The 12,619-nt window shown below is 70.4% G+C and carries 15 protein-coding genes; 10 read left to right on the top strand and 5 right to left on the bottom strand.

Annotation, left to right across the window (positions count from 1 at the left end; genetic code table 11):
- Positions 1 to 63: 63 nt before the first annotated feature.
- Complete coding sequence (locus tag R8F63_06915; protein ID MDW3218328.1) at positions 64 to 966, top strand: LCP family protein; 903 nt, start codon at positions 64 to 66, stop codon at positions 964 to 966.
- A gap of 13 nt (positions 967 to 979) precedes the next feature.
- On the opposite strand, the gene R8F63_06910 is transcribed toward R8F63_06915, so the two are convergent.
- Both R8F63_06910 and R8F63_06905 read right to left on the bottom strand, forming a co-directional pair.
- A complete protein-coding gene (locus R8F63_06910; protein MDW3218327.1) occupies positions 980 to 1,510 on the bottom strand; it encodes a hypothetical protein in 531 nt (176 codons plus the stop codon).
- Complete coding sequence (locus tag R8F63_06905; protein ID MDW3218326.1) at positions 1,507 to 2,697, bottom strand: hypothetical protein; 1,191 nt, start codon at positions 2,695 to 2,697, stop codon at positions 1,507 to 1,509. Before R8F63_06905 ends, R8F63_06910 begins: the two co-directional genes overlap by 4 nt.
- Positions 2,698 to 2,731: 34 nt before the next feature.
- Between R8F63_06905 and R8F63_06900 the strand changes: the two genes are divergently transcribed.
- From R8F63_06900 to R8F63_06880, 5 genes are read left to right on the top strand one after another with little or no spacing between them, the layout of a single operon-like run.
- Complete coding sequence (locus tag R8F63_06900) at positions 2,732 to 3,145, top strand: hypothetical protein (GenBank protein MDW3218325.1); 414 nt, start codon at positions 2,732 to 2,734, stop codon at positions 3,143 to 3,145.
- Positions 3,135 to 4,007, top strand: coding sequence for a hypothetical protein (locus R8F63_06895; GenBank protein ID MDW3218324.1), 873 nt, complete (start codon positions 3,135 to 3,137; stop codon positions 4,005 to 4,007). Before R8F63_06900 ends, R8F63_06895 begins: the two co-directional genes overlap by 11 nt.
- Positions 3,956 to 5,125, top strand: a complete 1,170-nt coding sequence (locus R8F63_06890) for a phosphotransferase (GenBank protein ID MDW3218323.1) — start codon at positions 3,956 to 3,958, stop codon at positions 5,123 to 5,125. The genes R8F63_06895 and R8F63_06890 overlap by 52 nt, the downstream gene beginning before the upstream one ends.
- 34 nt (positions 5,126 to 5,159) lie before the next feature.
- Positions 5,160 to 6,062: a 1,4-dihydroxy-2-naphthoyl-CoA synthase gene (locus R8F63_06885; protein MDW3218322.1), complete on the top strand. Its 903-nt coding sequence runs from the start codon at positions 5,160 to 5,162 to the stop codon at positions 6,060 to 6,062.
- A 5-nt stretch (positions 6,063 to 6,067) separates the two neighbouring features.
- Entirely contained in the window at positions 6,068 to 6,715 is a 648-nt protein-coding gene (locus R8F63_06880; GenBank protein MDW3218321.1) for a pseudouridine synthase, read from the top strand.
- Here R8F63_06880 and ung read toward each other — a convergent pair.
- The 3 genes from ung to R8F63_06865 are packed head-to-tail and all read right to left on the bottom strand — an operon-like array spanning position 6,645 to position 8,954.
- Entirely contained in the window at positions 6,645 to 7,316 is a 672-nt protein-coding gene (gene ung, locus R8F63_06875) for a uracil-DNA glycosylase (protein ID MDW3218320.1), read from the bottom strand. The two genes, R8F63_06880 and ung, sit on opposite strands and share 71 nt — an antisense overlap.
- Positions 7,317 to 7,326: 10 nt before the next feature.
- Complete coding sequence (locus tag R8F63_06870; GenBank protein ID MDW3218319.1) at positions 7,327 to 8,295, bottom strand: TauD/TfdA family dioxygenase; 969 nt, start codon at positions 8,293 to 8,295, stop codon at positions 7,327 to 7,329.
- Entirely contained in the window at positions 8,292 to 8,954 is a 663-nt protein-coding gene (locus R8F63_06865) for a TetR/AcrR family transcriptional regulator (GenBank protein MDW3218318.1), read from the bottom strand. The genes R8F63_06870 and R8F63_06865 overlap by 4 nt, the downstream gene beginning before the upstream one ends.
- 101 nt (positions 8,955 to 9,055) lie before the next feature.
- Here R8F63_06865 and R8F63_06860 point away from each other — a divergent pair, with 101 nt between their 5' ends.
- Genes R8F63_06860 through R8F63_06845 form a run of 4 tightly spaced genes read left to right on the top strand, consistent with a single transcriptional unit; the run spans position 9,056 to position 12,576 of the window.
- On the top strand, positions 9,056 to 9,979 hold the full coding sequence (locus R8F63_06860; protein ID MDW3218317.1) for an ABC transporter ATP-binding protein: 924 nt from the start codon (positions 9,056 to 9,058) through the stop codon (positions 9,977 to 9,979).
- Positions 9,976 to 10,746, top strand: a complete 771-nt coding sequence (locus R8F63_06855) for an ABC transporter permease (GenBank protein MDW3218316.1) — start codon at positions 9,976 to 9,978, stop codon at positions 10,744 to 10,746. The genes R8F63_06860 and R8F63_06855 overlap by 4 nt, the downstream gene beginning before the upstream one ends.
- Positions 10,747 to 10,785: 39 nt before the next feature.
- Complete coding sequence (locus R8F63_06850) at positions 10,786 to 11,322, top strand: NUDIX hydrolase family protein (GenBank protein ID MDW3218315.1); 537 nt, start codon at positions 10,786 to 10,788, stop codon at positions 11,320 to 11,322.
- Between the two features lie 36 nt (positions 11,323 to 11,358).
- Positions 11,359 to 12,576, top strand: a complete 1,218-nt coding sequence (locus R8F63_06845) for a geranylgeranyl reductase family protein (GenBank protein ID MDW3218314.1) — start codon at positions 11,359 to 11,361, stop codon at positions 12,574 to 12,576.
- The last annotated feature ends 43 nt before the right edge of the window (positions 12,577 to 12,619 follow it).

The following is a 12,619-nucleotide window of genomic DNA, read 5'->3' as shown; positions in this document are numbered from 1 at the left end:
ACGCCGACGGTCGAACCGCCCCTACCCCGGCCCGATCGGCCGCGTCGTCGCTGGTGGCGATGGGTGCTTGCCGTCCTCGTCGTCGTGTCGCTGTTCCCGCTGTACCTCGCCGTCTCCGCCTGGCGATCCTGGTCCGACGTCGAGCGGATCGAGCTGGATCACGTGCTCGCGGGGGCGACGGGTGCGACCAACTATCTCGTCGTGGGCACGGACTCCCGAGCCGGCGTCGACGAGGACGTCGAGAACGCGGGCGTGATCTTCGGTGCGGACGGCGAACGCACCGACACCATTGCGATCCTTCGCGTCGACGGTGAAGACGTCCGGCTCCTGGCGATCCCTCGTGACCTCTACGTCCCGGTCAACGGTTCGAACAACCGGATCAATGCGGCGTTCGCGTTCGGGGGGCCGGAGCTGCTCGTGCGCACCGTGCAGGAGCAGGTGGGAATCGGGATCGACCACTATCTGGAGGTCGACTTCGCCGGTTTCCTGTCCCTCGTCGACGCGCTCGGCGGTGTCACGATCGACTTCCCGCACCCGGCCCACGACACCAACTCCGGGCTCTCGATCCCGACCGCAGGACCCACCGAACTCGATTCGGCCGGCGCTCTCGCCTACGTGCGGTCACGGAACTATGTCGAGACGATCGACGGCCGGGAGGTCCGCGACCCGCGTAGCGATCTCGGTCGTGTCGAACGGCAGCAGCGGTTCCTGAGCGCGGTGTTCGCCGAGCTCGGCGCGACCCGCAACCCGACGACGCTCCTCGCCGCTCTGCGCGGGGTGGCGGCCAACGTGCGCGTCGACGACGGTCTCGGGTTCCGAACGGTCCTGTCCCTCGGTCTGACGCTCCGCGGTGCGGAGCCCACCACCGCGACCCTGCCGACGACCCGCTTCATCACCGACGCGGGCGCCGATGTGCTCCTGCTCGACGAGGCGGCAGCCGCGCCGCTCATCGCCGAGTTCGCCTGACGACGGACCGAACTCAGATCGCGTACACGCCGTCGAGGGTCACCAGCGCGGCGACGGCGGCCGCAGCGCAGCCACCGAGCACGACCAAGGACCGCCGGCCCAGAGCCGGACCCGCCACGATGGCGCCGGTGACGAGCACGAGGGCGGGCACCGCCGCCCCGGTGGCGACGACGACGCCTCGGTCGGAGGCTCCCGCCACGGCCAGCATCGCCACCGCGGGCGTGAACAACACCGGGAACGCCAGCGGGATCACCCCGGCCCGGCGACCGGGCAGCGACGGCTCGGCCGACGGCGGTTGCACGACGATGTCCTTGATCGCGACGGCGAGCACCGCGATGCCCGCCGCGATCCGACTCGTGGCGCCGGTGACACCGAGCAGCTCGAGCAACGGTCCGCTGAGCACGGCGAACGCTGCGATGGCGACGAAGGTGACGGTGACGGCCACGACGGCGACGGCTCGACGGTCGGTGGCCGGCGATGCGGACGCGGCGCGCGGCGGCATCGCGGCCGCCACGAACGCGAGCATCAACAGGGTCACGGTCATGGTGCAGCCTCTCTCGCCCGCAGCTCGCGCCGCACTTCCTCGACGAGGAGGAGCGCGCTGAGGGCGTGCTGTTGATCGTCCATCTGGGTGTCGCCGAGTCGGAACCAGGCGCCCACCGAGCGCTCGGGCTCGGCCTCGTGCGCCGCGTCGTCGGTCGTGATCTGTCGGGACACGAGGAGGTGGGCCGCGCAGTCGGCGCGGGTCACGAGCGTGCCGAGATCGGACTCGAGGTCGCCGGTCGCGAGGGCGTGGAGGAGGTGGTTGCCGAGCCCCTCCCCGAGCGTGCCGACACCGGCGGCGAGGGCGGTCTCGCCGCGGGTCAGTGTCGTCAGGCCACCCACCCGCTGGGACTCGTAGCGCACCTGGAGACTGAACAGCCCGAGCTGGCGCCGACGCCACGTGCGGTCGGCCTCGGTCATCGCCGGCGGGTCGGGCCACCGACTCATCGTCTCGAACGCGTAGGCGCCCCAGTGATCGGACACGGGCGGCCAGGGACGCTCGACGTCGTCGCGATCGTGGACGAGGTAGCGACGGATGCGCAGGGCCGGCGCGTCGAAGCCCTCGTCGGGGAAGGTCAGGTGCAGACGGGCCAGCGCCCACATGACCTCGCCGGTGAAGAACGGCGAGCGGCTGTCGTCGGGCCCGTCGTCCACATGGATGTTGGCGCTGACGCTGCCGTCCTCGTTGACGACTGCCGTCAGGGTGTGGCCGAAATCGATCAGCAGCCCGTCGAGATCGGTCCGGCCGGTGGCGAGACGTCGTTCGTCGAGCGCGGCGACGAGCAGACCGACGGTGCCGGAGCCCAGCCGTGAACCGACGCCGACCGCCGGCCCGACGACGGTGTCGACGAGGAGCCGTTCCACCCGCGCGAACCCGGCCTCGGCGACCGCTCCGGCGCCGTCCACGCCGAGGCGTTCGGCCTGCCAGAGCGACCACAACACGCCGGCATGGCGGGTGTCGTTGTAGCCGCCCTCCTCGGTCTCGCGGCCACGGTCCCAGCGGTAGAGGAAGTCGCCCTCGTCGTCGATGTTCGCCGCGAACCAGGCCACGGCCTGCTCGGCGGCGGTCCGTACGGCGGCGTCGGTCGGCCGACCGCATCGCTCCGGATGGACCGCGATGGCGGTCAGGCCGACGACCAGGATCCATCCCACGAGAGCCCGCATGACACGGGGAGCGACCGCACGCACCGCGGAAAGATAGCGCCAGTCCTACGATGCGCTCGTGCGACCTCGGACCCGACTCCTCGCGTCGGCCATCGCGGCCGTCGTGGTGTTGTCGCCGTTGTTGCGCGAGCCGACGAGCGACACCTACCCACTGTCGACGTACCCGATGTTCGCCGGTGACCGTGGCGCGGTGCACCAGATCGCGACGGCGGTCGAGCGATTGCCGGGCGGCGACGTGGCCCGGCTGTCGCCCGATCTGATCGCCGGCACCGACGAGGTGATCCTCGCGGCCGCGACGGTGCAGCGGGCGCTGGCCCGCGGTGAGGCCGACGACCTGTGCGCGGAGATCGCGGCGCGGCTCGGTGCGGGTCGCGCCGTCGAGGTCCGGCGGGAGACGGTCGATGTGGTGGCGGTCGTCGCGGACGACGCCTCCCCACTCCACGTGGAGGTCGAGGCGACCTGTGTGGGGTGATCCGGCGCTCGACGACCCGGCGACCGTGGACGCGCGCCTGCGGGTGTTGCGGATCCTCGTCGCCCTGTATGCCGCGGTGTGGACGATCGTGCGTACCCCGCACCTGCTCGACGCGCTCGACTTCGCGGAGCGACGGTTCGATCCCGTCGGGCCGCTCGCCTTCCTGGGCGCGCCCGTCCCCGCGCTGGTCCTGGTCGCGGTGATCGTGGCCACCCCGGTCGCGGCGATCGCGTTCGCGTTCGACCGTGGTTCGAGCTGGACCGGGCCGCTGGCCGCGCTCGGGTTCCTTTTCGTCACGACCTACCGGAACTCGTGGGGTCAGTTGTTCCACACCGAGAACCTGGCCGCCCTCCACCTCGTCGTGCTGGCGGTCGTGGTCCGGGCGCGGGGAGATCGGCGCTGGGCGATCGACGCGCTCGCCGTCCTCACCGTGGGCACGTACCTCGTCGCCGGCATCGCGAAGCTGCGCATCAGCGGCACGGCCTGGCTCGACGGCGACGTGCTCCGTCATCAGGTCGCCTTCGACAACGCCCGCAAGGAACTCCTCGGGGACGTGTCGTCCCCGTTCGCCGGATGGCTGCTCCGTCGGGACTGGCTGCTCGCGCCCGCGGCGATGCTCGCAATGGTGGTGGAGATCGCCGCCCCGCTGGCGTTGCTCCGGGCCCGCATCGCCCGGGGGTGGTGCGCGCTCGCCTTCGGCTTCCACGTGGCGATCCTCGCCTTCATGGCGATCCTGTTCCCGTACCACCTGCTCGGCATCGCCCTCGCACCGTTGCTTCCCGTGGAACGGGTGGGCGCTACGGTCTCGCCATGGCTGCCACGATTCCGTCGTCGCTCGACGACATCACTCCCGATTGGCTGACCGGGGCCCTACGCGCCTCCGGTGTGATCGGGGAGGACGCCGAGATCGACACGGTGTCCGCCGTCGTGCTGGGTACCGGTGAGGGGTTCGCCGGCGACCTCGCCCGATTGACGGTGACCTACGGTCACGGCACCGGTCCGGCGACCATGGTCGCGAAGATCCCCACGTCGATCGACGACAACCGCCGAGGTTCGGAGATGCTCGGTGTCTACGAGCGCGAGATCCGCATGTACCAGGAGCTCCTGCCGGAACTGGATCTGCCGGTGCCCCAGCTCTACTACGCCGACGTCGACCCGAATCCGGACTGGGAGAAGCAGATGGAGGCGATCCGGCGGGCGGAGAAGCTTCCGATCTGGCTCCTGCGCTTCCTCGCCTGGGTCCTGCGCCGCTTCGTGAAGCCGGAGCCCCGCGCCAGTGTGTTGATCCTCGAGGATCTGGACGGGGCGGAGATCGGTGACCAGGTGTCGGGAGCCTCGCTCGAGCGCGTCGGTGCCGTCCTCGACGTGGCGGCGCGGATGCACGCCCGCACCTGGGGGGAACGGGTCCCCGAGGCGGGACCGTGGCTGCAATCGGGCGGTCTCGCCCCCAAGCTCTTCCAGGCGAGTTACCTCGGGATGCGCAAGGCCTTCCTCAAGGGCGCGGGCCGGCGCGTGAGTGCCCACATGCGGGCGATGCTCGACCGCTTGCGTCGTGACGGCCTCGAGCGCGGTCGTCGCATCCACACCGACCTGCCCCAGTGCCTCGTCCACGGCGACCTCCGCCTCGACAACATCTTCTTCGCGGGTGACGACGTGCGGGCGCTCATCGACTGGCAGCTCACCCGCACCGGTCCGGGGGTGGTCGACGTGGCCTACTTCATCGCCGGTTCGCTCGGATCCGAGGTCGACGAGGACGTCATCACCGGCCTCCTGACCCGCTACCACGCCGGCCTCGTCGAACACGGGGTGACGGACTATCCGCTCGAGCGGCTGTTCGCCGACTACGAGGACGGCCTCCTGAGCGTGTTGGGCGGACTCACCGCGGTCGAACAGCTCGACATGGGCGACGATCGGGGTCTGGCCCTGGTCGAGTCGATGGTGACGCGTCTCGACGCCCGCCTCACGAGGGTCCCGGCCTGACGGGATAACCTGCGCCCGCCTGAGGAGGTACGGCATGGTTTCGGACATCTTCGATGCGAGCAGGTGGCGCGACATCGCCGGGTTCGATGACCTGACCGACATCACGTACCACCGGGCCGTCGACCAGGGCACCGTTCGCATCGCCTTCGACCGGCCCGAGGTGCGCAACGCGTTCCGGCCCCACACCGTGGACGAGCTCTACCGGTGTCTCGACCACGCCCGGATGACCAGCGACGTCGGCTGCGTGCTCGTCACCGGCAACGGCCCGTCCCCGCGCGACGGCGGTTGGGCGTTCTGCTCGGGCGGCGATCAACGGATCCGCGGCAAGGCCGGCTACCAGTACGCCGAGGGCGAGACCGCCGACACGGTCGACCCCGCGAAGGCCGCCCGCCTCCACATCCTCGAGGTGCAGCGGCTGATCCGCACGATGCCCAAGATCGTGATCGCCGTCGTGCCCGGTTGGGCGGTCGGCGGCGGCCACAGCCTGCACGTCACGGCCGACCTCACGCTCGCGAGCAGCGAGCACGCGATCTTCAAGCAGACCGACACCGACGTCGCCAGCTTCGACGGGGGCTTCGGCTCGGCCTACCTCGCCCGTCAGATCGGCCAGAAACGAGCCCGGGAGATCTTCTTCCTCGGGCGCGAGTACTCCGCCGACGAAGCAGTCGCCATGGGCATGTGCAACGCCGCGATCCCCCACGACGAACTGGAGGCGACGGCGCTCGAGTGGGGCGCCGAGATCAACGCCAAGAGTCCCACCGGTCAGCGCATGGCGAAGTTCGCGATGAACCTGATCGACGACGGGCTGGTGGGCCAGCAGGTGTTCGCCGGCGAGGCCACCCGGCTGGCCTACATGACCGACGAGGCCACCGAGGGCCGTGACGCGTTCCTCGAGAAGCGGACCCCGGACTGGTCCGCGTTCCCCTGGTACTTCTGACGTCCGTGGACGACCCGGACCTCGTGCTGCGGTTCTGGAAACCGCACGGTGTCATGACCGCGTTCACCGACCGCGAGGGCCGTGAGACGCTCGCCGACCACATCGACGTTCCCCGCGTCTACGCCGCAGGCCGGCTGGACCGCGACTCCGAGGGACTGTTGCTCCTCACCAGGGGGAAGAGCCTGCGGACCCAGCTGATGCGCCCGGACATCGGGCACCCGCGCACCTACCTCGTCCAGGTCGAGGGCGTGCCGGACGCGGCGGCGTGCCGGGCGCTGGAGCAGGGCGTCGACCTCAAGGACGGGCGCACCCGGCCGGCGACCGTCGAACCGCTTCCGAGCCCGCCCGACCTGCCGGAGCGCCGGGTCCCGATCCGCGTGCGGAAGTCCGTCCCGGACTCGTGGATCCGCCTCACGTTGACCGAGGGCCGCAACCGGCAGGTCCGGCGCATGACCGCGGCGGTCGGCTTCCCGACGCTGCGACTCGTGCGCGAGCGCATCGGTCCGATCGATCTCGTCGGCCTCGTGCCGGGCGCGTGGGACGTGCTCGCCCCGGAGGAGGTCGACGCGCTGCGGGCCTCGCTCAACGAGGCGGAAGGCTCCAGTCCACGGGCGTCCGGCCCGCGTCGACGAGGGCGGCGTTCGCGCGGCTGAACGGTTTCGTACCGAAGAATCCCTTGTGGGCGGACAGCGGCGACGGGTGGGGCGACTCGATCACCGCGTGGCGGTGGCGGTCGATGATCGACCGCTTCTTGCGAGCCGCCGCGCCCCACAGGACGAAGACCACCCGTTCGTCCTTGGCGTTGACCACATCGATGACCGCGTCGGTGAAGTCCTCCCACCCCTGGCGCTGATGGCTCGCCGCCTCGTGGGCCCGCACCGTGAGCGTGGTGTTCAACAACAGGACGCCCTGGCGGGCCCAGGCCTCGAGGTTCCCGTGGTCCGGGATGGCGACGCCCAGGTCGTCGTGCAGCTCCTTGTGGATGTTCTGAAGAGACGGTGGCACCCGCACGCCGTGTCGCACCGAGAAGCAGAGCCCGTGGGCCTGCCCCGGGCCGTGGTACGGGTCCTGGCCGAGGATCAGCACCTTGACGGCCGCGAGGGGGGTCAGGTGCAGGGCGGCGAACACTTCGTCGTGGGGCGGGAACACCTCGTAGATGGCCCGCTCCTCGCGGACGAACGCCATGAGGGAGGCCCAGTACGGCTTCTCGAACTCGCCGCGGAGGACGGGATTCCAGTCGGTGGTCGGCGTCACCCTCGCGACATTAGGCGGGGCGCGTCCCGACGATGCTGGCCCGTTCCATGATGCGGATGTCCGGGTAATAGTCACTGGCGGCGTAGTGCTGCACGGACGCGTTGTCCCAGAACACGATCGTGTCGTTCTCCCAGGTCAGGCGGTACTGGTACTCGACGACCGCCGCCTGGGCGATGAGGTGCATGATGATCTCGCGGCTCTCGTCGGCGTCCATGCCGTCGATGTGTGACGTGAAGTAGCCGTTGACGTAGAGGAGCATGCGGCCGGTGACCGGGTGGGTGCGCACGACCGGATGGCGCACCAGCGGGTACTTCTCGCGCATCTCGGCCTTCCGGTCCTCGGGCACCTGGTGGGCGAAGGCGAGCGTGTAGTCGTGGATCGCGTGCAGTCCGTCGATGCGCTCCTTCCACTCGTCGGTGAGCCCGTCGTAGGCCGCGGCCATGTCGGCGAACAGCGTGTCGCCGCCGGTCGGCGGCACCTGGATCGCGTGGAGGATCGCCCCCATCGACGGCACCTCCCGCCAGGTCACGTCGTGGTGCCAGCCGTTCTCGAAACCGCCGGTGTCCGCCCCCTTCTCGAAACGGACGAGCTCGGGGTGTTCCTCGTTGCCGGTGATGAACGGATGGATCTCCAGGGCGCCGAAACGCCGGGCGAACGCCACGTGCTGCGCCGAGGTGACCGGCTGATCGCGGAAGAAGACGACCTTGTAGTCGGCGAGCGCCCGGGCGATCTCGTCGATCACCTCGTCGCCCAGCTCGGTGGCGAGGTCGACGCCGCTGATCTCCGCGCCGAGGGTGACGCCGCGCGGGGTCACGGTGATGTGGTCGAATCGCGGATTGGCGAGTCGTTGGCGTTCGTCGGCGAGGTGCAGCCACGGGCCGATCGACATGTCGAAGCGGTCGATGTACACCCGCCCGGGGGCGACGGCGCCCGCGGGGTCGCTCGTGCCGGCCCGTTCGGTGGATTCGGTGGTGGTCATGGTGCTCCTTGGAGAGACGTTGCCGCGGCGTGCATGCCGGCGACGAGCAGTCGGGTGGTGTGGGCGAAGAGCGCGTCGCCGTCGACGGACGTGAACGACGGCAGATGGCGAGCGAAGGTCGGATGGGTTTCGGCGTCGATAGCGCCGATGCTGGCTTGCAGGCCACCCGGAGAGTCGGCCGGGAACGAATCGAAGCGGTGATCGACGAGCGTGAAACCGACCGTGTGCCAGAAAAGCGTGCGGAACCCCTGCACGGCGTCGTCGTCCGCGAGGCCGAGCTCCTCCATCAGGGTCAGTCCGTGTTCGACCGCCTGGGCCACGGCGCCCGAGAGCCGATCCGCGGTGGCGAACAGCTCGAGCAGGTTGCGGTCGGCGAGGAGGTGGCTGCGCAGGGCGATGCACAGCGCAGCAGCGCGTTCCTCCCAGGGACCGTCGGGAAGGTCGGGAAGCCGCACGTCGCTCAGCGCGTGCCGGGCGACGGCGTCGAGGAGGTCGTCCTTGTTCTCGAAACGGAGGTAGACGGTCATCGGGTTGACGTCGAGCTCCGCCGCGAGTTTGCGCATGGAGAACCACTCGAGGCCGTGTTCGGAGATCAGCCGGCGGGCAACGTCGACGACGTGTTCGGGGGTCAGTCCGGTGTCCCGTGTCGCGGTGGTCATCGGTGTGAATATACGCTGTATATCGACCGGCGGTCAACGACGGATCCCGGCCGGGACCGTATTCGCTTGCCCCTCCCTCGCTTCACGGCGAGTCTGACTCCATGCTGCGGGCGACGGGGCTCACGAAGAGGTACGGCGACGTCGTGGCCCTGCGGGGCGTCGACTTCGCGGTCGACGCCGGTTCGGTCGTCGCCCTCCTCGGGCGCAACGGCGCGGGGAAGACCACCATGCTCTCGATCATCGCCGGGTTGCTCGAACCCGACGCCGGCGAGATCCTGGTCGACGGCGTGGATGTGCGTCGGCACCGCTCGGCCGCGGCCACCCGCATCGGCATCGCGCCCCAGGAGACCGGCATCTATCGCGTGCTCACCGTGCGCGAGAACCTCGAGTTCTTCGGAGAGATCGCCGGCCTGGACCGTGCCACGCGTCGGGCGCGCGCCGAGGAGGTCGGCGAGGCGCTCGGGTTGTCCGCCCTCCTCGACCGCACGGCCACGACCCTGTCGGGCGGTGAGGCGCGGCGGCTCCACACCGCGTGCGCGCTCGTCCATGCTCCTCCCCTGCTGCTCCTCGACGAACCGACGGTCGGCGCCGATGTCGCAACCCGCAACCAGCTGATCGCCTCCGTTCGGGCTCTCGCGGCCGATGGCGCCGCGGTCGTCTACACCACCCACTACCTGCCCGAGGTCGAGGCGCTCGACGCCGACATCGTGGTGATCGACGAGGGCGCGCTCCTCGCCCGGGGCACGAGAGCCGAGCTCGTCGCGACGTACTTCGCCGCCGGTGTCGAGTTGGAGATGGCGACCGGGTTGGACCTCGCGGCACTCCCCCGCCTCGATGGCCTCGAACCGACGGTGGTCGGCCCGCGCCGCTGGCACCTTCGCGGGCAGACGGACGTGGCTGACATCGTCCGGCGCCTCGACGACCACGCCCCCGACATCGTGGCGATCGAGGCGTCACGGCCGGACCTCGAACGGGTGTTCCTCGAGATCACCGGGCGCGGGTTGGAGGACGAGGTCGACCGATGACCGGATTCGTCGCCGTCAGCCGGCTGCAACTGCGGGTGCTGCGCCGTGACCCGGCGTTCCTCGTGGTCATGTTCGGCATGCCGCTGGCGATCATGCCGCTGATGAAGGAGACCATCGCCCTCTCGCTCGTGGCGTCCGGATTCCCGGATGCGAACGGCGCCGAGCAGCTGGTCCCCGGTCAGACGGTGCTCTTCGGGTTCATGGTCGCGGGTTCGGCCGCGTTCGCGTTGTTCCGCGAGCACGGGTGGCGGACATGGGATCGGTTGCGGGCGTCGCCGGCGTCGCCGCGTCAGATCCTGGCGGGTTTCGGTGCGCCGTGGGTGCTCATCCACGTCCTGTTCCAACTGGTGATGCTCGGGTCCGGTGCGCTCTTCTTCGATCTCCGGCTCAACGGTGGGTCGCCGGTCGCCCTGGTGCTCACGGTCGTCGCGTTCGCCGCGTGTGTCGTGGCCATCGTGATCCTCGCCGCGGCGACGTTTCGCACCGTGAACCAGCTCCAGGCGCTCGTGAATCTCGGTGCTCTCGTCTTCGGCGGGCTCGGTGGCGCACTGGTCCCCGTCGAGCAGCTCCCCGGCTGGGCCGAGACGATCGCGCCCGTCTCGCCGCAGTACTGGGCCATGGACGCCTTCCGCTCGGTGTTCCTCGAACGCGGCGGCGTCGACGACGTGCTCGGGCCGTGTGCCATCCTGCTCGCGATCGCGCTGGTGGCGAGTGCGCTCGCCTCGATCCGCTTCCGCGCCGACGAGACCAAGGAGTTCTTCGCGTAGTCCCCGAATCGAGGCGGCCGGGGCGCGAGAATCGGCGGCGTGACCGACATCACCGAGACCGCGAACACCTGGCTGAGCGACGAGGATCTCGAGACCGTGCGGGGCCGCGTCCCCATGGTCTATGTCGATGCCGTGCCCGTGCGGGTCGATGCGCTCGGCGAGGTGACCCACATCGGGCTGCTGCTGCGGGCGATGGCAGATGGCACCGTCAGCCGCGCCCTCGTCACCGGTCGCATCCTCTTCGGCGAACGGATCCGGGCGGCGCTGCTCCGCCATCTCGAGAAGGATCTCGGACCGATGGCGCTCCCCCGGATCCCGGCGAATCCGACGCCGTTCACGATCGCCGAATACTTCCCGGATCCCGGCGTGTCCGGCTACCACGACCCGCGCCAGCACGCCGTGAGCCTCGCCTACGTCGTGCCGATCGCCGGTGAACCCCAGCCGTCCGAGGACGCGCTCGACCTGACGTGGGTCACACCGGAGGAGGCGAACAGTCCCGAGGTCCGCAACGAGATGACCGGCGGACACGACCGGCTGCTGCGGCTCGCACTCGCCCACGTTTGTCAGCTCCCGTAGAGGGAAACCCATCCGGGATCGGCGAGACTGTCGCCCATGGAGCGCCGTGACGTCGTCGTGATCGGAGCCGGCCCGGCGGGCGCGGCCGCGGCGATCCGCGCCGCACGGGGTGGCGCCACCGTCCGGGTGTTCGAGAAAGCCGGTCAGGGCCGCGACAAGGTGTGCGGCGACGGGCTCACTCCCCGGGCGGTCCATGCGCTCAACGAGCTCGACATCGACATGGCCGGGTCCCATCGCATCGACGGGCTGCGCATGATCGCCAACGCGACCCGACGGGAACTGCCGTGGCCGGCGACCGGACGGTTCGCCGCCCACGGCGCCGTGTGGCCCCGTCGCCACCTCGACGCCCATCTCGTCAAGGCGGCGATCGAGGCCGGCGCGGAGATCGAGTGGAACACCGAGGCCCTGCCGATCCTCGACGGTGACCGCGTCATCGGAGTGGAGGCCGGCGGCCACCGCTGGGAAGCGGGGCTCACCATCGTCGCCACCGGCGCCCCCGGCAGTGTCGCCCGGATGCTCGGTGCCCAGCGCGTGGAGGACGAGCCGTTCGGTCTCGCGATCCGCACCTACGCCGAGACCCCTCGCCACGCCGACCGCCACCTCGAGGCGTGTCTGACCCTGCGCGACGACAAGGGCACGCCGGTGCCGGGCTACGGCTGGATGTTCCCCGCCGGCGACGGCACCGTGAACATCGGCGTCGGCGCGCTCTCGACGATGAAGGGGTTCAAGAAGCTGAACCTCAACACCCTGCTCGACTCGTATCGCGATCTCGTGAACGACGAGTGGGAGCTCGGTGAGTATCTGGAGCGACCGCGGGCATGGCGCCTCCCGATGAGCGTGCAACGTCGCCACGGCCCGGGTTGGGTCGCGATCGGGGACGCAGCCGGCCTCATCAACCCGATGAACGGTGAGGGCATCGACTACGGCCTCGAATCCGGGATGCTCGCCGCCGACCTGTTCCTCGCCGACCCCGGGTCCGCCGCCGCGGCCTACGACCAGCAGGTCGGCGAACGCTTCGATTCGTTCCTGCGCACCGGCCGGCGCTTCAGTTTCCTGATCGGCCATCCGTGGATTCTCCGCACCGGGCTCCGGTTCGCGGTCGGCACCCAGTCGATCGCCAACATGACCCTCCAGGTCATGGGCAACCTCGTGGACACCGACACCCCGGGGGCGGCCGGCCGCGTGCTCCGCGTCGCCGACCGCACGCTCGCCCTCGCCGACCCCATCCTGCGCCGCACCCGCGCCACCGCCTGACCCGCTTCAACTGGGGTCTGACCCCCGCTTCACCTTCGAGCGC

The organism is Acidimicrobiales bacterium (genome assembly GCA_033344915.1).
Taxonomy (GTDB): domain Bacteria; phylum Actinomycetota; class Acidimicrobiia; order Acidimicrobiales; family Aldehydirespiratoraceae; genus JAJRXC01.
Note: the sequence above shows the minus strand (reverse complement) of the source record. Positions and strands in the feature narration are given on the sequence as shown.

Coding starts and splice junctions, on each gene's coding strand:
- R8F63_06910 (MDW3218327.1), bottom strand. CDS start 1,510: ATGACCGTGACCCTGTTGATGCTCGCGTTCGTGGCGGCCGCGATGCCG.
- R8F63_06890 (MDW3218323.1), top strand. CDS start 3,956: ATGGCTGCCACGATTCCGTCGTCGCTCGACGACATCACTCCCGATTGG.
- R8F63_06885 (MDW3218322.1), top strand. CDS start 5,160: ATGGTTTCGGACATCTTCGATGCGAGCAGGTGGCGCGACATCGCCGGG.
- R8F63_06870 (MDW3218319.1), bottom strand. CDS start 8,295: ATGACCACCACCGAATCCACCGAACGGGCCGGCACGAGCGACCCCGCG.
- R8F63_06865 (MDW3218318.1), bottom strand. CDS start 8,954: ATGACCACCGCGACACGGGACACCGGACTGACCCCCGAACACGTCGTC.
- R8F63_06860 (MDW3218317.1), top strand. CDS start 9,056: ATGCTGCGGGCGACGGGGCTCACGAAGAGGTACGGCGACGTCGTGGCC.
- R8F63_06855 (MDW3218316.1), top strand. CDS start 9,976: ATGACCGGATTCGTCGCCGTCAGCCGGCTGCAACTGCGGGTGCTGCGC.
- R8F63_06845 (MDW3218314.1), top strand. CDS start 11,359: ATGGAGCGCCGTGACGTCGTCGTGATCGGAGCCGGCCCGGCGGGCGCG.